Genomic DNA, 19,384 nt, shown 5'->3' on the forward strand with positions numbered 1-19,384 from the left:
CGAGGTCTCCGTCGAGCTAGCCGCAGCGGAAGCCTCTCTAACCCGAGCGGTTGCAATTGTGCGGGCCTTGCAAAATAATTCGCCATTTGGGCCGATAGCGGATTGAAGGTTTTTCATGGCCGGACATGGATAACCGAACGCTGTTGGCGACGCCGCAGTATATTGGCGTGAACGAGGACTTGGCCAAACGACGGCTTTAAGGAAGCCTTGGAAAAGGTGGCGATGGCCGCAATGGAGGCGCTTTCCTACCATTCTTGTGAATCGACAAGTCTCTGTGCAATCAGGCCCCCGCAACCAAACGCAATAACGGGTCGCTCTATAGCGGCCCGTTTTTTGTTTTCATGGTGAGAAGCCACATTCACCGAAACATGACAGATCGCCCGCTGCATGCCCGTTAACCGCCTACGCAGACACACCAAGAGCCTTTCGTTCTCATCGTCTCCAAGAAAGGCAGGCACATCAGCCAACCAATTGACGTGGCTGTCTGGCGGTGCGAAAAAAGGGACATGGGAGTGAGAAATATCAAAGCCGGTATGAAAAGCATGCTCTGGCTGCAAGCTGGAAGTTGCGGCGGCTGCACGATGTCTGTGTTGGAGGTGGGCGCCAAAGGCTTCATGCGTGAGCTGGAGACTTTTGGTATTGATCTTATCTGGCATCCCTCGATCAGCGAGGAAAGCGGCAGCGAGGCTATCGACATTTTTCAGGCGGTGGCAGAGGGGCGGCTGGCGCTCGATATTCTCTGCGTGGAAGGGTCGATCATGATGGGGCCGGATGGAACCGGGCTCTATAGCCGAATGGCGGGCACCGGCAAGACGACGCTTGATTGGGTGCGATTGCTTGCGCCGCGCGCCCGCTATTGTCTGGCGGTCGGCACCTGTGCTGCCTATGGCGGTATTCCTGCAGCAACACCATTCATGGACGAGGTCAGCGGACTGCAATATGGTGAGACGTTGGAGGGCGGCGCCTTGGGCAAGGATTTCCGCTCGCTTTCCGGCATGCCTGTGATCAATGTTTCGGGCTGCGCGCCGCATCCGGGTTGGATCATGGAAACCATCGGGGCGATTGCTTTTGACGAATTTGGCGAGACCGATCTCGACAGACTTGGCCGCCCGCGGTTCTACGCCAAAACGCTTGCGCATCATGGATGTGACCGAAACGAGTATTACGAGTTCAAAGCGAGTGCTGAAAAGTTCTCAGATCTCGGATGCATGATGGAGCATCTTGGCTGCAAGGCTACACAGGCCGTTGGTGACTGCAATCAAAGGGCGTGGAATGGTGGTGGTTCATGCACACATGGAGGCTTTTCCTGCATTGCCTGCACGTCGCCCGGTTTCGAGGACGCGACCGGTTTCCTCAAAACCCCGAAGGTGGCCGGCATCCCCGTGGGCTTGCCGCTTGACATGCCGAAGGCGTGGTTTGTGGCTCTGGCTGCTCTATCCAAATCGGCCACCCCAGACCGCGTGCGCGAAAATGCTGTGTCTGATCGCGTTCTCAGCGACCCGCAGCGCGGGAAAGGTGTTCGTGAATGACCAAAGTCATCGCGGGTCCTTTCAACCGGGTTGAAGGAGACCTGGAAGTCGGCCTCGACATAGAAGACGGAATTATTCTGCGCGCCGAGGTGACGACGACGCTGTTTCGCGGGTTTGAGAAAATCCTCGGTGGAAGGCCTCCTATGGATGCGCTGGTGATTGCGCCGCGGATCTGTGGCATCTGTTCGGTCTCGCAGTCCATTGCGGCGGCCAGCGCCCTGCGCGCGCTTGCAGGCGGCAGGGCGGCACCGAATGGCTATCTTGCGGCCAATCTGGCCCATGCGGCTGAAAATATCGCGGACCATCTCACGCATTTCTATCTTTTCTTTATGCCCGACTTTGCTCGCGCGGAATATGCGGATTATGAGTGGTTTGAGAGGGCAGCCGCGCGCTTCAAAGCCGTCAGTGGAGAGGCATCTGCCCAATACCTGCCGGCAAGGCGGCGTCTCCTGGAAATCATGGGTATCATTGCCGGCAAGTGGCCGCATTCGCTTGCGTTCCAACCCGGCGGGGTTACCAAGGCTATCGATATCGGGGAACGAATTCGGCTGGCAGCCATCCTGGCGGATTTTCAGGTGTTTCTTGAGCAAACCTTGTTCGGCGCGTCGCTGGACGACATTCTCTCACTGGAGAGCGAAGATGATCTCGAGGCGCTGAGGGCCAAAGGGAATAGTGATTTCCGCTTCTTTCTTGACGTAGCGGACGATCTTGCTCTGCGCGCGCTTGGCAAAGGGCCGGGCCAGCTTCTTTCCTACGGCGCCTATCACGAAGCAGAAGAGAGCTTGTTGCCCGCCGGCATCGCCACGCTTGAAGGTGTTCGCGCCTTCGATGCGAATGCGATATCTGAAGATGTGGCATCTTCCTGGTTTGAGGACACGAGCAAAAACCCCTTTGAGGCAGAAACAAGCCCGGACGTGAAAAAGGACGGTGCCTATTCATGGGCCAAGTCACCGCGTATCGATCTGGAGCCGATGGAGACGGGTGCTGCTGCCCGCCTGGCGGTTGCCGGCCATCCTTTGGTGACGGCGCTCATCGCCCGGGATGGAGGAACGTCGGTCCGAACACGGGTCATTGCACGGGTGGTCGAAACGGCCATTCTGGTTCACAGCATGCAGGGCTGGCTGCGGAGAATGCGCTTGAAGGAAGCCTTCTCAAGTCATTTTTCCATTCCGGATGAGGCTGCAGCCGCGGGACTTGTCGAGGCGGCACGTGGTTCGCTCGGCCACTGGGTCCAGCTGCGCAAAGGGCAGATCCAGCGCTACCAGATTATCGCACCCACCACCTGGAATTTCTCGCCGCGTGATGAGCGCGGGATCGCTGGACCGCTCGAGCAGGCGCTCGTAGGGGTGGAAACGGGTGCATTGGGTGCAAAATCTGCCGCGCTTCAGCACGTCATCCGCTCTTTCGACCCCTGTATGGTCTGCACCGCACATTGACGACTTTCTGTCTTGTCCGACACCACATGCGTTAGGGTGACGCCGAATTTCACTGTCAACACGCCTTTCACACTCCGGAAGGTCACTTTCCACTGGAAAGCGCGTTACCGGCTTTTGAGGGGCGTCGTCTTTCTCGCTCTATGTGCGTTGGAGGCGAAATAGATATTTATTTTTCAGTTTGTTACAGATTTTCTCTTCCAGAGCTTCCGGCGTTGGCCCGGTTTTTGCTGTCAGTTCCCATTATGCCTGCCGATGGAGCGGCGAGGGCAGATTGAGCGGAAACCCTGGAGGAGAGCATGGCCGCAACCGAAACCTTCTATGACGTCATACGCCGGCAAGGCATTACAAGGCGCAGCTTTACCAAGTTCTGCAGCCTGACAGCGGCGAGCCTCGGTCTAGGCCCTTCCGGTGCCAGGGCGATGGAAGACGCGCTGGAGACGAAGGAGCGTGTTCCGGTGATCTGGATGCACGGCCTTGAATGCACCTGTTGCTCCGAAAGCTTCATCCGCTCGGCACATCCGTTGGTCAAGGATGTGGTGTTGTCGATGATTTCGCTCGACTATGACGACACGATCATGGCTGCAGCCGGTCATCAGGCCGAAGCAATCCTTGAAGAGACCAAGGAGAAGTACAAGGGCAAATATATTCTGGCAGTTGAAGGCAATCCGCCGCTCAACGAAGACGGCATGTTCTGCATCGACGGCGGCAAGCCGTTTGTCGAGAAGCTGAAATGGATGGCCGAGGATGCCATGGCGATCATCGCCTGGGGCGCGTGCGCCTCCTGGGGCTGCGTCCAGGCCGCCAAGCCGAACCCGACGCAGGCCACCCCCATCGACAAAGTGATCAAGAACAAGCCGATCATCAAGGTGCCGGGCTGTCCGCCGATCGCCGAGGTCATGACCGGCGTGGTGACTTACATCACCACCTTTGGCAGACTTCCCGAACTCGACCGTCAGGGTCGTCCCCAGATGTTCTATTCGCAGCGCATTCACGACAAGTGTTATCGCCGTCCGCATTTTGATGCAGGACAGTTTGTCGAGGAATGGGACGATGAAGGTGCGCGCAAGGGTTACTGTCTCTACAAGATGGGGTGCAAGGGGCCAACCACGTACAACGCCTGCTCGACAGTGCGCTGGAACGGTGGCGTCTCCTTCCCCATTCAGTCCGGCCACGGCTGTATCGGCTGCTCGGAAGACCAGTTCTGGGACAATGGCTCCTTCTACGACAGGCTGACCAACATTCACCAGTTTGGCATTGAGGCCAATGCAGACCAGATCGGCAAGGGGGTTGCCGGCGTGGTTGGTGCGGGTGTCGTCGCACATGCAGCCATCACAACGGTCAAGCGTGTAACCACAAAACGCGAAAAGACAGACGCATAAGGACCCGGGGGAGTAGCATCCATGACAATTCAGACGCCAAACGGCTTCAATCTCGACAATTCGGGCAAACGCATCGTCGTTGATCCGGTCACACGCATTGAGGGGCATATGCGTGTTGAGGTCAATGTCGACGAAAACAATGTGATCCGCAACGCAGTCTCCACCGGCACGATGTGGCGCGGGATCGAGGTGATCCTGAAGAACCGCGATCCGCGCGATGCCTGGGCGTTCACCGAACGGATCTGTGGCGTGTGCACCGGCACACACGCCTTGACCTCGGTGCGGGCGGTTGAAAATGCGCTCGGGATCACCATCCCGGAAAATGCCAACTCCATCCGCAATCTCATGCAGCTTGCTTTGCAGGTTCATGACCATGTGGTGCACTTCTACCATCTGCATGCTCTCGACTGGGTGGATGTTGTTTCGGCGATTTCGGCTGATCCAAAGGCCACTTCGGCGCTGGCGCAGTCGGTTTCCGATTGGCCGCTGTCTTCGCCCGGATACTTCAAGGACATTCAAGGCCGGCTCAAGAAATTCGTGGAGTCCGGTCAGCTTGGTCCGTTCAAGAACGGATATTGGGGCAATGCGTCCTACAAGCTGCCGCCTGAAGCCAACCTGATGGCGGTTGCGCATTATCTCGAAGCGCTCGATTTCCAGAAGGAGATCGTGAAGATCCACACGATCTTTGGCGGCAAGAACCCGCATCCGAACTGGTTGGTCGGTGGCGTTCCCTGTCCGATCAATGTCGATGGCGTGGGTGCCGTCGGCGCAATCAACATGGAGCGGCTGAACCTTGTTACCTCGATCATTGATCAGCTCATCGAGTTTAACGACAAGGTTTATGTTCCCGATATCATGGCTATCGGCTCGTTCTACAAGGACTGGCTTTATGGTGGCGGGCTTTCGGGGAAGAATGTGCTTGCCTATGGCGATGTGCCAGAGCATGCCAATGACTATTCCGAGGCCAGCCTGAAATTGCCGCGCGGGGCCATCATCAATGGCAACCTTAATGAGGTGTTTCCCGTCGATCTTGCTGATCCGGAGCAGATCCAGGAATATGTGACGCATTCCTGGTACAAATATCCCGATGAGAGCAAGGGCCTTCACCCGTGGGATGGTGTCACGGAGCCGCATTATGAGCTTGGTCCGAATGCGAAGGGTACCAAAACCAACATCGAAGAGCTTGATGAAGGCGGAAAATATTCCTGGATCAAGGCGCCGCGCTGGCGGGGCAATGCCATGGAAGTGGGGCCGCTTGCACGCTGGGTCGTCGGGTTTGCCCAGAACAAGCCGGAATTCAAGGAGCCGGTTCAGAAGGTTCTGACCGATCTGGGCCTGCCGACGTCGGCGCTGTTCTCCACGCTTGGTCGTACCGCGGCGCGTGCACTGGAATCGCAATGGGCCGGTTACCAGATGCGTCATTTCCAGAACAAGCTGATTGCCAATATCAAAAATGGCGACAGCGCCACGGCCTTTGTCGACAAGTGGAAACCGGAGACCTGGCCGAAAGAAGTGAAGGGTGTGGGCTTCACAGAAGCGCCGCGCGGCGCACTTGCCCACTGGATCAAGATCAAGGACGGCAAGATCGACAATTATCAGTGTGTTGTGCCGACCACCTGGAACGGCTCTCCGCGTGACCCTTCTGGCAATATCGGGGCTTTCGAGGCTTCGCTCATGGATACGCCGATGTCTGATCCGTCGCAGCCGCTTGAAATTCTTCGCACCATCCATTCTTTCGATCCGTGCCTTGCCTGCTCCACGCATGTCATGAGCCCGGATGGACAGGAAATGGCCAAGGTGCAGGTGCGCTGAGGGGAGGATGGGTCATGTCATTATCCGAAGCCAAAGCCGCAGATTCGCACGGCGAAAAGGCAGTCGAACGCAAGAGTGTTTATGTCTATGAAGCGCCGGTTCGCATCTGGCACTGGGTCAATGCGTTCTGCATTCTGGCGCTTGCGTTAACCGGCTACTTCATCGGTTCGCCTCTGCCCACTGTTCCGGGCGAGGCGAGCGCCAACTTCCTGATGGGCTATATCCGGTTCACGCATTTTGCAGCAGGGCAGATTCTTGCGGTTTTCCTGCTGCTGCGCATCTATTGGGCCTTCGTGGGCAATTCGCATGCCCGGCAGATTTTTTACGTGCCGTTCTGGCGCGGGAGCTTCTGGCGTGAGTGGCTGCACGAGGTGAAATGGTATGCGTTCCTGACGGCCAAACCGAAGAAGTACATCGGCCACAATCCGTTGGCGCAGTCGGCCATGTTTGTCATGCTGACCCTGCCGCTTATCTTCATGGTGATTACCGGCTTTGCGCTTTACAGCGAAGGGGCCGGTCGCGACAGCTGGGAATATGTGCTCTTTGGCTGGGTTTTCACGTTGTTTCCAAACAGCCAGGATGTCCACACCCTTCACCATCTCGGCATGTGGGTGATCATCATCTTCGTCATGGTCCATATCTATGTGGCTGTGCGCGAGGATATCATGAGCCGGCAGTCGATCATCTCATCCATGATTTCTGGCGAACGCATGTTCAAAGACGAGGACGACTGAGATGAAGGCAGGCAAACCGAACATTCTTGTTCTCGGAATCGGCAATATTCTCTGGGCCGATGAAGGGTTTGGCGTGCGTGCGGTGGAGGCTTTCCACCGCGCCTATAAGGTGGGCGACAATGTCACGATCCTGGATGGGGGAACGCAGGGCCTTTATCTGGTGCAATATGTGCGTGACGCCGATTATCTCCTGGTTTTCGATGCCATCGATTACGGGCTTGTGCCCGGTACGTTGAAGCTTGTTTCAGACGAGGAAGTGCCGAAATTTACCGGTGCAAAGAAGATGAGCCTGCATCAGACGGGCTTTCAGGAGGTGCTCAGCGCCGCCGACTTGATGGGGGGATATCCCGAAAAGCTTGCGTTGATCGGCTGTCAGCCGGTGGACCTTGAAGATTGGGGCGGGCCGGTGACCGCGCCTGTCAGAGCGGTCATCCCGCAGGCCATCGACATGGCCGTCGATCTGCTTCGCAACTGGGGTGCGGATGTTTCGCGCCGTCCGGCTGGAGAGGCGGTGCCGCCGCTCTTGGAAAACGATATTGATTTTGAACGTTATGAGCGGCGCCGCGAGACTGCCGCACTGGTTTCCTGAGGAGGACATCATGAAGAGATTCTCAATCCACTCGGCTTTTGCCGCTCTGGCGGTCGTGGTGCCGACTGCCGCTTTCGCCCACCCGGGCCATCCGGGGGCGGGGTTTGGCGCCGGTTTCATGCATCCTTTGTCAGGTGCGGATCATCTTCTGGCAATGATTGCGGTTGGTTTCTGGGCGGCCATGCTCGGCGGGCGCGCTCGTCTTCTCGTGCCTGCAGCATTCGTTTCCGTCATGCTCTCCGGTGCGGTCTTCGGCATCTTCGGAGCATCAATCCCGATGGTGGAGCCGACCATTGCCGCGAGCGTGGTGGTGCTCGGCCTGCTTGTTGCCTTTGACGTGAAAGTGCCTCTTGCGGTTGCCTCGGCCGTTGTTGCAGCAGCAGCTTTCTTCCATGGTTTTGCGCATGGTGCTGAGCTGCCCGAAAACAGCCGCGCGCTTTCCTATGTCGGCGGCTTCGTGGCCGCAACAATTTTGCTGCACATTGTGGGCCTTGCGCTTGGCAGGTTGCGCATGTCGAATGCGGGTAGGATGTTCGGCCGTATGGCTGGTGCCATCACGGCGCTGGCAGGTTTTGCCCTGCTCGCGGGTTGATCGTTTCCGCCGCAATCCGGCCCGGCACAGACATGCGCCGGGCCTTTTTCATAAGATTGAGGATGCAAGCCCATGTGTATCGGTATTCCCATGCGTGTCATCAGCTCGACGCCGTTCGAGGCTGTTTGCGAGCGCCATGGCGTGCAACACAGTGTGTCGGTTATGCTGATTGGTGAACAAGAAGCGGGTGCGTGGCTTCTGACGCATCTTGGTTCTGCCATCAGGGTTCTCGATGCTGAGGAGGCGCGCATGATCGACGATGCCTTGACCGGGCTTTCTCAGGCCGCCGAGGGCGGTGAATTCGATGCGCTATTCGCCGATCTTATCGATCGCGAACCGCAATTGCCGCCGCATTTGCGCGATAACTGATAATGAACTTTCCATGCTGGAAGGTATGTTTACATTCTTCGGCACGCCTTCGGTGAGTCTCACTAGAAATCTCCCTTACATTTCAATGTAATTTGGCTTTCCGGCCATCTGGCACGCTGTTTGCAAAGCCAAATGCGAGGAGAGAATTCTGGCAGACAGCGGAGGAAACCCATGCCATCAGCACTGGTGCGTGCGCTCACCGAGCGCATGAATTTGCCGATCATTGACGAGACCAGCGTCGATGCCTTCCTGGCCTGCGGGGCTGGCGAAGCAGACCACACGATCATCTTTTTCACCGGAGACCCCGCCCAACGGAGCGAGGCCAACGATGTTGCGGTGGTCCTGCCGGAAATCCTGCGGACTTTTCAAGGGAAGTTGCGCGGCGCTGTGGTGCGGCGTGGCACAGAAGACAAATTGAAGAGCCGGTTCCATGTTGTCATCATGCCCAGCCTTGTAGTGATGCGGGGCAGCGAGATCATGGGTATTCTGCCCAAGATCCGCGATTGGTCCGAGTATATGACGAGTATCAGCGCCTGGCTTGCGCCGGATGCCGCGCCGATGACGCCGCCCACCCCGCAGAAGGTGGAAATCAACTATGCAGGAGAGAGGATAAACGGATGAAAGCGGGTTTCTGGGTTGCGCCCGAGGGTGACGATGCTGCCATGACCATTATGCCGATCGATACGGAAGTGCCGGTCGCTGCACGCAAGCTGAACTTTCTCGCCACCGCAACGGCCGAGGAAATGATCCGGCGCTGTCGTGATACGGCCGTTCTGCTGCCGAAGATCGCCGATGCGTTGGAGGCGCAGCGTGACGGCGAGGCGGGCAAGCTTTTCGACATCACCGATTTTTCCGACGAAGATAGGGCTTTGATCACCGAAACGCTGGGTGAGGGAGAGGTCAGCGGGGTCGCGGTTTTGGCAAATGGCGTGACGGCGCAAATTCAGGAAGCGCTGATGGCCGGGGTCTGGCGCATCCGTTTCACCGATGCTGCCGACCGTATCGTTGCCGATTATGTCGAGATTGCCGCCATTCCCGCTGTCGTTTCCGAGGCGTGCGCCGCTTTGCCGAATGCCATTCAATATGGCGAGCCGCCGGCAGGCACCATGAATGTCATGCCGGTTCTGCATGAAATTTCGGGCAAGATGGCGACCCACAGAGCGGGCGACAAGGCTCACACCATCACATTTTCGCTTCTGCCCATGAGCCCGCAGGACATGGAATTGCTGCAGGATACGCTCGGCAGCGGCCCGGTGCAGCTGACGTCGCGCGGCTATGGCACATGTCGAATACTTGCGACAGGTGCGCGCAATGTGTGGTCTGTTCAGTTCTATAACTCCATGGACGCGATCATTCTCGATACATTGGAAATTTGCTCGATCCCCAGTGTTGCGGTTGCTGCGGAGGATGATTTTCGTGACAGCGCATCCCGCATTCGTGAAATCGAGGAGGCCTATTTCAAATGAGTGGCGGCTTTGAAAATTTCGGCAAACGGGCTGAAGCCGGGGTTGGCGGAAAAATGGAGTGCGGCATCTGCTGGCTTATCTATGATCCTGCCGAGGGTGACCCCGTGTGGCAGATAGAGCCCGGCACCTCCTTTGCCGACTTGCCGGACGACTGGCGTTGTCCAAACTGCGATGCCCCGCAAGAAAAGTTCATGGCGCTCGGAGCGGAGACACTGGGCGATGCCGGTTGAAATCGAAATCGACGCGCAAGGGATTGATGCGCTTGATGCTGCGGCAAACGACATCGCCGTGCGGCTTGCTGCACGCTACCGGGTGATTGCCGAGACGTCGATGGCTGATGTGCCGATCTGCAATCCGGCCCTTGACGTTGCTGCGACGGGGTTTCGGGCCTATTGCGGTCGTGCCGTCGGTGTGGTGACGACACCATGGTTCATGAACCTCGTTGCTATTGCCCTTCCGGGTCAAGAACTGGATCGTGTTGTACCGGGCCAAACTGTGCGGCTTTGTCTGCCGGCTGGTGAAGTTGAGTTCATCGTTGGTGCGCTTGAAGGTGTGGGGCGCGTCGATTCTTGTTCGTTGTTTTCGCCGGTCTTTGAGTTTGCGACGATGGATGAAGCCTGTGCTGTTGCCGGTGAAATCCTGCATACGTTTTTCGATCCTCAAGCGCTTGAGCCGCCACCGCCGCCGCCTGCACGACCGAGCCGGCGCGATCTGTTGCGGGGCCGGTTAAAAACGCAGCCTGAGGAGGTTGAGCCGTGAATGCTCCCCTCTCTGCAGGTGCGATTGACATTCGTGTACATCTGGCGCGCGGCGTGGTGTGTGCCGTTGAAGTGGAAAGCCAACGTCCACAGTTGCTTTCGCGACTCTTTATCGGACGCGCAGCTGAAGAGGCTCCAAGACTGGCAGGTCAGATGTTTTCGCTTTGCGGGTTTTCGCAATCGACAGCTGCGCGTCTTGCCGTTGCCCGCGCTGCCGGTCACCCTCTTTCGGAAGACGCGCGAAGACAAGCAGGTGCCGGTCTTCTTGCAGAACGGGTTTTCGAGACAATACGTTCGCTTGCCATGCAGTGGCCTGGAAAACTGGCCCCCACCATTCAGGCTGTAGTGGGACAACATCTTCGCGACGCGCTCAAGGCTTCGCGCGCGATCGTCGCCTATGCCGGGATGGCGTCCATGAAAACAAAGGAAATGTCTGCACCTGCCGCGCTTCTCAAGGAGGCCTGTCACGGTGCGGGCCTTAGAGGCAAGGGCGAGGGCCCGGCCGCCAACAGTCTTCTCGATGCGATTTTGTGCGATGTAGCGTGCGACGACGTCTTCATGTCGCGTCCAGCAGAAAACCTGGCGCTGGAGGATGACGATGAAGTTGCGAGCATGCTTTCGGCGGTTGAAAGCTATGCTGCCCGCCCCTCTCTTCCGGGACGTATCATGGAAACCGGCGCGTATGCGCGCTATCGCGGGGCCATAAGCCAAACGCGGGCAAATGTGCTTTCGCAGCGACTTATTGCCCGATTTCATGATCTTGCCGATGCATTGGCCGAGCTGGAGGCTTTGATCGCGGGACAGGATATCGCGCTTGGAGACTTGATGAACGATGGGCATAGCGAAGATTGCGGCTTTGGCACCGTGGAATGTGCACGCGGCAGGCTTTACCATTCTGCACAGATTGATGACGAAGGCCGGCTTTTGCATTATCGTATTCTGGCGCCCACGGAATGGAATTTTCATCCAGCTGGTCCCTTCGTCGAAACGCTTCTAACGGCCAGAATAGGCTCAGGCGAAACCGCGCGTCTGAGGGTGGCAAAACTGGCTGCCTTGTTCGACCCCTGTGTCGCTTTCGACATAGAGATGAAAGAGATGGCCCATGCATGAAATGTCTCTGATGGAAAGCGTTGTCGAGATTGCTTGTGAAACGGCGATCAGCCATGGCGCGCGCGGCATCCGCACCATCAGGCTTGATGTCGGCAAGCTTAGCCATGTGGACCCGGATGCGTTGCTGTTCTGCTACGATGCGGTGCGCCGGGGCAGTCTGGCGGAGGGGGCTGAGCTGGAGATCAACCGCGTTGCGGGCGAAGGCTGGTGTCTTGACTGCGCCAAAGCAGTGCCGCTCGAGGAACGGTTTGGCGCATGCCCGGAATGCGGACAATATCACGTCCAGATGACGGCAGGTGACGAGTTAAAAATCAGGGATTTGGAGGTAATCTGATGTGTACGGTTTGCGGCTGCGGAGAAGACCCCGCCATTGAAAAGGCAGATGGGACGAAAGGGCATATTCACGAACACCATCACCACCACCACGCTCATGACCATGACCATGACCATGACCATGCGCATGATCATGTTCATGGCGAGGATGGTTCGGTTCATTACGGCAACGGCATTGCCGGCGTTCATGTTCCTGGCATGAGCCAGGAGAAAATTATCCAGGTCGAGCGCGATATTCTTTCCAAGAACGACCGCCTGGCTGCAGCCAACCGGGCGGCATTGCATGCGCGCGGCATTTTTGCGCTGAACTTTGTTTCCAGTCCCGGTTCGGGCAAGACAACGCTGTTGACCCGTATGATTTCCGACCTGAAAGAGCGGATAGAAATCACCGTGATCGAGGGTGATCAACAGACCTCACACGATGCGATGCGCATTCGTGAGGCAGGCGCGCGGGCCGTGCAGATTAACACCGGCAAAGGCTGCCATCTCGACGCGCATATGGTGGGTCATGCGATTGAGGACCTGGAACCGGCGGAAGGTTCGGTGCTGTTTATCGAAAATGTTGGCAATCTTGTCTGTCCCGCCGCGTTCGATCTCGGCGAAGCGCACAAGGTTGCGGTTCTTTCGGTCACCGAAGGTGAAGACAAGCCGCTGAAATATCCCGATATGTTCGCTGCCGCCGATATTATGGTGCTGAACAAGGCCGATCTCCTGCCGCATCTCGACTTCAACACGGCGCTTTGCATCGGTAACGCTCTGAGGGTCAACCCGCGACTTCAAACCTTTGTGGTTTCGGCGCGCACGGGTGAAGGCATGGAGGCTCTTTATGCCTGGCTCGAAACGTCTGCCGCCCGACTGGCCCATGCACGCGTTGCTTGAGCCATGACAGGACGGGTAGCACATCGGCAGGAACAGGCGATCCGGCGTCTCCGGCTGCGCGTCAAAGGCGTGGTCCAGGGCGTTGGCTTTCGGCCGTTTGCCTATGCGCTTGCCCATGAAATGGGTCTTTCGGGCTTTGTCTTGAACGACAATGCCGGCGTGCTGATAGAGGTCGAGGGACAAGGGGCGGAATGTTTCGCGGAAGCGCTGCGTTTGCGGTCACCGCCGCTCGCAAGGGTCGATTCTGTCGCGGTCGAGGATGTCGAGCCGACGGGTGCGTTGGAATTTGGCATCCGCGAGAGTGTGGCGGGCAAGACAGTGACACGGATCGGGGCGGATGCTGCGACATGCAATGCCTGCCTTGACGAGCTCTTCGATCCGGCAAGCCGGTTCTTTCAATATCCGTTCGTCAACTGCACCCATTGCGGGCCGCGTTTCACCATCACCAAGGCGCTGCCTTATGACCGAGTACAGACCTCCATGGCGAGCTTTGTCATGTGTGAGGACTGTCGAAAGGATTATGAAAATCCGCTGAACCGCCGGTTTCATGCCGAACCGGTCGCCTGTCCCGCGTGCGGGCCAAAGCTCAGTCATTCGATCACGGAGATTGCGGAGGCGGTGCAGGCAGGTCGAATCGTTGCGCTGAAGGGGATTGGCGGGTTTCATTTGGTTTGTGACGCCCGCAACGAACATGCAATCAAGACGCTGCGGCTGCGCAAGGCGCGCGATGAAAAGCCCTTTGCCGTGATGGTGCGTGACGTTGACGCCGCACGCCGGTTTGCTGTTTTAGGCAACAGCGAAGGCGCATTGCTGCAGAGCCCGGCGCATCCGGTGGTGATCGCGCAAAGCCGAGGTGTGCTGCCCGAGGCGCTGGCGCCGGGGCTCGATCGCATCGGCATTCTGCTTGCCTATGCCCCATTGCACCATTTGCTGCTAGACATTTTGGAAGAGGACGGTGTTGTACCGGTGCTGGTCGCCACAAGCGCCAATCCCGGCGGGGAGCCTCTGGTTGCTAGCAATGAAGACGCACAAGTACGCCTTGGTTCCATAGCCGACCTGATTGTTACCCATGACCGCGATATCGTGGTTCGGGCTGACGACAGTGTGATGCAGATTGTCAATGGAGCACCGGCATTTCTGCGACGCGCGCGTGGCTTTGTGCCGGAACCTGTTGATCTCGGCTCAGACGGTCCGTCGGTCATAGGGCTTGGCAGCGACTTGAAGAACACCGTTTGCGTGACGCGCGGACGCGAGGCGTTTCTTTCCCAGCACATTGGCGGCCTGGATAATGCCGAAACGATCCGTTTTCAGGCGGAAACAGCTCGTCATCTCTGTTCCATTCTTGATGTCAATCCGGAGATGGCGGCGTGTGATCTTCATCCGGATTTTCGCTCCGTCAGGCTCGCCGAGGGGCTTGGTCTGCCGCTCGTGCGGGTGCAGCATCATGTGGCCCATATAGCCGCCGTCGCAGCAGAATATCATATCGAAGGAGCCGTTTTCGGTCTGGCGCTTGACGGTCATGGCCATGGTGCGGATGGTGGCGCGTGGGGCGGCGAGCGGATTGTGCTCGATGGCGGCTCGTGGCACCGCACGGGCTGGCTTCGTCCATTGCCGCTTGCCGGCGGCGACAAGGCGGCGCGTGAACCGTGGCGCATGGCTGTGGGCGCTTTGCATTCCGCAGGTCGCAGCGATCTGACTGTCCAACTCTTTGATGACCATTCACAGGTGCAAAGGCTTGTTGCCATGCTGGAGCGCGGCATGCGTACCCCGCTGTCATCCAGCATGGGGCGCCTTTTCGATACGGCTGCAGCGCTTGCTGGTGTTTCACTCACTCAATCCTACGAAGGGCAGGCTGCCATGCGGCTTGAGGCGTTGGTCGATGCACCGGTTGCTATGGAAGACGGGTATCGCATCACAGATGGTGTGCTCGACTTCATGCCGGTGATCCTGCAGCTGGCAGAAAATGGATTGCGCGGACGTGAAGCTGCGAACCTCTTCCACGGGACGTTGATTGCGGGTCTGACGGCGTGGGTTTCCGGCTCTTCCCGCGATCTTCCTGTCGCCCTAGGCGGTGGGTGCGTGATGAACCGGGTACTGGCCGAAGGGCTTTCGAAGCAACTGCGTGCGCTTGGTTATCGAGTATTGCTGCCAAGCGTTGCGCCGGCCAATGACGGCGGCATTGCACTGGGGCAGGTGGCCTTTGCCCGGCAGCAGATTGACCACAAGAAATTGCAGATGGAGGAGGCGGAGACATGTGCCTAGCAATTCCCGTTCAGGTGAAAGAGGTTTTGCCGGATGACATGGCGAAGGTGACGATTGACGGTGCATCAATGGTCGTTTCCACAGCGCTGGTCGATGACGTCCAGGTCGGTGATTATCTCGTCCTCCATGTCGGCTATGCGCTTGCCAAGATCGATCCGGAAGAGGCAGAGCGGACGCTCGAACTAATCCGTGAGGCGGCGGCAAACATGGGAGAGGTGGCATGAAATATATCGACGAGTACCGGGACGGAAAGCTTGCCAAGAATATCGCCCGGCAGATTGCCCACGAAGCGCGGCCCGAGATCAGCTATCACTTCATGGAGTTTTGCGGCGGACATACCCATGCGATTTCGCGTTACGGTCTGGAAGACCTCCTGCCGGACAATGTGCGCATGATCCATGGCCCCGGCTGTCCCGTCTGCGTGCTGCCGATTGGCAGGATTGACGCGGCAATTGCTTTGGCCATGCGCCCGGGAATTACCCTTTGCACCTATGGAGATCTCATGCGTGTGCCGGGCTCCAGGGGGGCCAGCCTCTTGAAGGCCAAAGCCGGGGGAGCAGACATCCGCATGGTGTATTCAACTCTGGATGCCTTGCGGATTGCCGAGGCCGAGCCGGATCGCGAGGTGGTTTTCTTCGCAATCGGATTTGAGACAACGACGCCGCCGACGGCGCTTGCTTTGCGTGCCGCGGTGAAAAAGGATCTCAAGAACTTTTCAATCTTCTGCAACCATGTGCTGACGCCGGCCGCAATTCAGAACATTCTGGAAAGCCCGGATGTGCGCAAGCTGGGGACAGTGAAGATCGACGGTTTCATTGGTCCCGCGCATGTTTCCACTGTGATTGGAACGGAGCCGTACGATTTTTTTGCCGAAGAGTTCCAGAAGCCGGTCGTGGTGGCCGGCTTTGAGCCATTGGACGTGATCCAGGCGATCCTGATGCTCGTGCGACAGATCAACGAGGGTCGTCACGAAGTGGAAAATCAATATATCCGTGCGGTCACTGCGCAGGGCAACCTGAAGGCTCAGGCCGAGGTCGCCGAATTCTTCGAACTCAGGGACAGTTTCGAGTGGCGTGGTCTTGGCGAGGTTCCCTATGGCGCGCTCAGACTTCGCCCGCAATACAGCCATTTCGATGCCGAAAAGCGCTTTTCCATGGAAACGCCAAAGGCGCATGACAATCCTGCCTGTGAATGCGGTGCCATTTTGCGCGGTGTCAAACACCCCGCCGATTGCAAACTCTTTGGAACGGTCTGTACCCCTGACAATCCGATGGGTTCGTGCATGGTCTCGTCTGAAGGAGCCTGCGCAGCCCATTGGACCTATGGCCGCTTTCGCGAACATGCGAAATCGCGGAACAGGAAAATCGAGGGGGCTGTAGCATGAATGTGGCGCTGACGACACCGGTGAAACGCAAGCTCGACATCAAAAACGGGCGGGTTGATATGTCCCATGGCGCGGGCGGGCGCACGATGGGGCAGCTCATCGAAGACATTTTTCACAAGGCCTTCGATAATGACTGGCTCAGGGCCGGAAACGACCAGTCGGCCTTTGCGGTTCCAGCGGGCCGAATGGTGATGACCACCGACGGTTATGTGGTTTCTCCACTCTTCTTTCCCGGTGGCAATATCGGTTCGCTTGCCGTTCATGGAACGATCAACGACATTGCCATGTCGGGCGCAAGACCGCTCTATCTTTCGGCCAGTTTCATCATCGAGGAAGGTTTTCCGCTTTCCGACCTCGACAGGATTGCGAAAACCATGGGGGATGCTTCCCGCGAGGCAGGCGTGCCGATCATCACTGGCGATACAAAGGTGGTGGAGCGCGGCAAGGCCGACGGCGTTTTCATCTCGACGGCAGGTGTTGGAATTTTGCCGGAGAACATCGATATGCGTTCGAATGCGGCGCAACCGGGCGATATCGCCATCTTGTCCGGTACAATCGGTGACCACGGGGTGGCCGTCATGTCGAAACGCGAAAATCTTGAGTTCGAAACGGATATCCTGTCAGACACGGCCTCTCTTCACACGCTGGTGGCGGCGATGGTGAATGTCGGCGGTTCGGCTATCCGGTTGATGCGCGATCCGACCCGCGGCGGCATTGCTGCGACGCTCAATGAAATTGCCCATCAATCGGCCGTCGGCTTCCGTATCCGTGAGGACAGCATTCCCTTAAAACCCGGCGTCGAGGGCGCATGCGAATTTTTGGGCCTCGATCCACTTAATGTGGCCAATGAGGGTAAGCTCGTTGCCGTCGTCGCGCCGGAAATGGCTGATACAGTTTTGGTGGCAATGCGCGAGCATCCGCTTGGACAGGATGCAGCCATCATCGGCCAGGTGGTTGAGGATACGCACTGTTTTGTTCAGATGGAAACGTCCTTTGGTGGCGGGCGAATTGTTGATTGGCTCTCGGGCGAGCAGCTGCCGCGTATCTGTTGAAGCAGACCTCCATGCGCATCCTGCTTTTATGTCACAGCTTCAACTCGCTTTCTCAGCGTCTCCACGTCGACTTGAGAGAGCTTGGCCATATGGTGAGCGTGGAGCTTGATATTCATGACGATCTGACGCGTGAGGCCGTGGCGCTTTTCCAGCCCGATCTGATTATCGCACCATTTCTGAAGCGGGCCATTCCTGCCGATGTCTGGCAGCAGGTGCTGACATTGATCGTGCATCCTGGCATTCGAGGCGACAAAGGGCCGAATGCGCTGGATTGGGCCATTCTCGACAATGAAAGCCGCTGGGGTGTCACACTGATTGAGGCGCGCGCGGAGATGGATGCGGGTCCTGTCTGGGCGTGGCGCGAATTTGCCATGCGGCCTGCAACGAAATCGAGCCTCTATCGCCAAGAAGTCACGGAAGCAGCCGTTGCCTGTGTTTTGGAGGCGCTGGAGCGTATGGCAGCGGGCAATGCCGAACCTTTGGCTGCGCGCAACGATGGTTCGGGTGTTGTGAGAGGTGCCGTTCCAGCAGCGTGTCGTATGCTTGACCCTCAGAAGATGAGCGCCGAAGAAGCGCTCACAATTATTCGGGCCAGCGATGGGGACCCGGGAGCAGGCCTGACAGTTGGAGATAAAACATATCGTGTGTTCAATGCCTGTCTTGCGGAAGATCTCTCTGGCGCGCCGGGTCGGCTTCTTGGTTCCGACGGAAGGTGTGTTGCCGTTGCTTTTTGTGAAGGGGCGCTTTGGATCGGCCATGCGCGGGAAAGCGGCAAGAACCGGCTCAAGCTGCCGGCGGCGAATGTTTTTGCCGACTGTGCCTTGCTGCCAAAACTTGATGCGCCGCAAAACATGACCTACACCGAGGCGCGTGGTGTCGGCATCATTCGCTTCAACTTCTATAATGGTGCGATGTCGGTGGCGGATTGCAATGCGCTTCGCCAAATTGTCGCGGCGGTGCGTCAGCGACCGCTGAAGGTTCTGGTTCTGATCGGCAGTGCAGACTGTTGGTCCAACGGTATCCATCTCTCCGTTATCGAAAGCGCCAACAGCCCTGCCGATGAGTCCTGGTCCAACATCAATGCGATGAACGACCTTGTTCGCGAAATCATTCTTGCGCAAGACAGGATTGTTTTGGCAGGGCTCACGGGCAATGCGGGCGCTGGTGGCGTTTTTCTTTCGCTGGCGGCAGATCGTGTTCTGATGCGGGAGGGTGTAATCCTCAATCCGCATTATAAGGACATGGGTAATCTCTATGGATCGGAATATTGGACCTACCTTCTGCCAATGCGGGTGGGTGAGGCGCGGGCCCGGACCGTAACTCAGGCACGTCTGCCGATGGGGATCGAAGAAGCGTTGCGTCTGGGCCTTGCCTCTGCGCGTCTGCCGAGGAACCCTGCCGCGGCAGATGCTGCACTTCTGGACTATGCCTTTGCGCTGGCGCAGAACCCCGCGATTGACGATATTATCAGCGAAAAAGCCGAGCGCCGAAATCGTGACGAGGCAGCCAAACCGCTTGCCGCCTACCGGGAGGAGGAGCTTGTTCGCATGAAAAAGAACTTCTACGGTTTTGATCCCAGCTATCATGTGGCGCGCCATAATTTCATTCGAAAGGTTCCCAAATCGCGCACGCCGGTGACATTGGCGATCCATAGGGCCATGGGGGCAGACAACCGTTCGACAGGGGGACGAACAAGGTGA

At 57.7% G+C, this 19,384-nt stretch carries 20 protein-coding genes; all 20 read left to right on the plus strand.

Translation table 11 applies throughout. From position 1 onward, the window contains the following. Positions 1–533: 533 nt before the first annotated feature. Positions 534–1,529 carry a HupU protein gene (locus tag NHF56_RS00075; protein WP_373456277.1) on the plus strand — a complete coding sequence of 332 codons (996 nt, stop codon included), beginning with the start codon at positions 534–536 and terminating at the stop codon, positions 1,527–1,529. Next, a complete protein-coding gene (locus NHF56_RS00080; protein WP_252800433.1) occupies positions 1,526–2,965 on the plus strand; it encodes a nickel-dependent hydrogenase large subunit in 1,440 nt (479 codons plus the stop codon). Before NHF56_RS00075 ends, NHF56_RS00080 begins: the two co-directional genes overlap by 4 nt. A gap of 296 nt (positions 2,966–3,261) precedes the next feature. After that, entirely contained in the window at positions 3,262–4,344 is a 1,083-nt protein-coding gene (locus NHF56_RS00085) for a hydrogenase small subunit (protein ID WP_252800435.1), read from the plus strand. A 21-nt stretch (positions 4,345–4,365) separates the two neighbouring features. Continuing rightward, the gene (locus NHF56_RS00090) at positions 4,366–6,156 is read left to right on the plus strand and encodes a nickel-dependent hydrogenase large subunit (RefSeq protein WP_252800437.1); all 1,791 of its coding nucleotides are present in this window, start codon (positions 4,366–4,368) and stop codon (positions 6,154–6,156) included. A gap of 14 nt (positions 6,157–6,170) precedes the next feature. Beyond that, positions 6,171–6,890, plus strand: coding sequence for a Ni/Fe-hydrogenase, b-type cytochrome subunit (gene cybH, locus NHF56_RS00095; RefSeq protein ID WP_252800439.1), 720 nt, complete (start codon positions 6,171–6,173; stop codon positions 6,888–6,890). Between the two features lies 1 nt (position 6,891). Further along, positions 6,892–7,479 carry a HyaD/HybD family hydrogenase maturation endopeptidase gene (locus tag NHF56_RS00100; RefSeq protein ID WP_252800446.1) on the plus strand — a complete coding sequence of 196 codons (588 nt, stop codon included), beginning with the start codon at positions 6,892–6,894 and terminating at the stop codon, positions 7,477–7,479. A 10-nt stretch (positions 7,480–7,489) separates the two neighbouring features. Further along, entirely contained in the window at positions 7,490–8,071 is a 582-nt protein-coding gene (locus tag NHF56_RS00105) for a HupE/UreJ family protein (RefSeq protein ID WP_252800448.1), read from the plus strand. A gap of 72 nt (positions 8,072–8,143) precedes the next feature. Continuing rightward, the gene (locus NHF56_RS00110) at positions 8,144–8,440 is read left to right on the plus strand and encodes a HypC/HybG/HupF family hydrogenase formation chaperone (RefSeq protein ID WP_252800450.1); all 297 of its coding nucleotides are present in this window, start codon (positions 8,144–8,146) and stop codon (positions 8,438–8,440) included. Between the two features lie 171 nt (positions 8,441–8,611). After that, positions 8,612–9,061 carry a hydrogenase accessory protein gene (locus NHF56_RS00115; protein ID WP_252800452.1) on the plus strand — a complete coding sequence of 150 codons (450 nt, stop codon included), beginning with the start codon at positions 8,612–8,614 and terminating at the stop codon, positions 9,059–9,061. Continuing rightward, positions 9,058–9,906 carry a hydrogenase expression/formation protein gene (locus tag NHF56_RS00120; RefSeq protein ID WP_252800454.1) on the plus strand — a complete coding sequence of 283 codons (849 nt, stop codon included), beginning with the start codon at positions 9,058–9,060 and terminating at the stop codon, positions 9,904–9,906. Before NHF56_RS00115 ends, NHF56_RS00120 begins: the two co-directional genes overlap by 4 nt. Further along, a complete protein-coding gene (locus NHF56_RS00125) occupies positions 9,903–10,136 on the plus strand; it encodes a rubredoxin (protein ID WP_252800456.1) in 234 nt (77 codons plus the stop codon). Before NHF56_RS00120 ends, NHF56_RS00125 begins: the two co-directional genes overlap by 4 nt. After that, a complete protein-coding gene (hybE, locus tag NHF56_RS00130; protein WP_252800458.1) occupies positions 10,126–10,665 on the plus strand; it encodes a [NiFe]-hydrogenase assembly chaperone HybE in 540 nt (179 codons plus the stop codon). Before NHF56_RS00125 ends, hybE begins: the two co-directional genes overlap by 11 nt. Next, complete coding sequence (locus NHF56_RS00135; RefSeq protein WP_252800460.1) at positions 10,662–11,774, plus strand: nickel-dependent hydrogenase large subunit; 1,113 nt, start codon at positions 10,662–10,664, stop codon at positions 11,772–11,774. The genes hybE and NHF56_RS00135 overlap by 4 nt, the downstream gene beginning before the upstream one ends. After that, entirely contained in the window at positions 11,767–12,108 is a 342-nt protein-coding gene (gene hypA, locus NHF56_RS00140) for a hydrogenase maturation nickel metallochaperone HypA (RefSeq protein WP_252800463.1), read from the plus strand. The genes NHF56_RS00135 and hypA overlap by 8 nt, the downstream gene beginning before the upstream one ends. Continuing rightward, a complete protein-coding gene (gene hypB / locus NHF56_RS00145) occupies positions 12,108–12,986 on the plus strand; it encodes a hydrogenase nickel incorporation protein HypB (RefSeq protein ID WP_252800466.1) in 879 nt (292 codons plus the stop codon). Before hypA ends, hypB begins: the two co-directional genes overlap by 1 nt. Before the next feature lie 3 nt (positions 12,987–12,989). Continuing rightward, positions 12,990–15,248 carry a carbamoyltransferase HypF gene (gene hypF / locus NHF56_RS00150; RefSeq protein WP_252800468.1) on the plus strand — a complete coding sequence of 753 codons (2,259 nt, stop codon included), beginning with the start codon at positions 12,990–12,992 and terminating at the stop codon, positions 15,246–15,248. Further along, positions 15,239–15,472 (plus strand): HypC/HybG/HupF family hydrogenase formation chaperone, encoded by a 234-nt coding sequence (locus NHF56_RS00155; RefSeq protein WP_252800470.1) that lies wholly within the window; start codon positions 15,239–15,241, stop codon positions 15,470–15,472. Before hypF ends, NHF56_RS00155 begins: the two co-directional genes overlap by 10 nt. Beyond that, complete coding sequence (hypD, locus tag NHF56_RS00160) at positions 15,469–16,632, plus strand: hydrogenase formation protein HypD (protein WP_252800472.1); 1,164 nt, start codon at positions 15,469–15,471, stop codon at positions 16,630–16,632. Before NHF56_RS00155 ends, hypD begins: the two co-directional genes overlap by 4 nt. After that, positions 16,629–17,684: a hydrogenase expression/formation protein HypE gene (gene hypE, locus NHF56_RS00165; RefSeq protein WP_252800473.1), complete on the plus strand. Its 1,056-nt coding sequence runs from the start codon at positions 16,629–16,631 to the stop codon at positions 17,682–17,684. Before hypD ends, hypE begins: the two co-directional genes overlap by 4 nt. Beyond that, complete coding sequence (locus tag NHF56_RS00170; protein WP_306431133.1) at positions 17,648–19,384, plus strand: enoyl-CoA hydratase-related protein; 1,737 nt, start codon at positions 17,648–17,650, stop codon at positions 19,382–19,384. The genes hypE and NHF56_RS00170 overlap by 37 nt, the downstream gene beginning before the upstream one ends.

It is taken from the genome of Rhizobium sp. L1K21 (assembly GCF_024055895.1).
Classification (GTDB): Bacteria; Pseudomonadota; Alphaproteobacteria; order Rhizobiales; family Rhizobiaceae; genus Ensifer_A.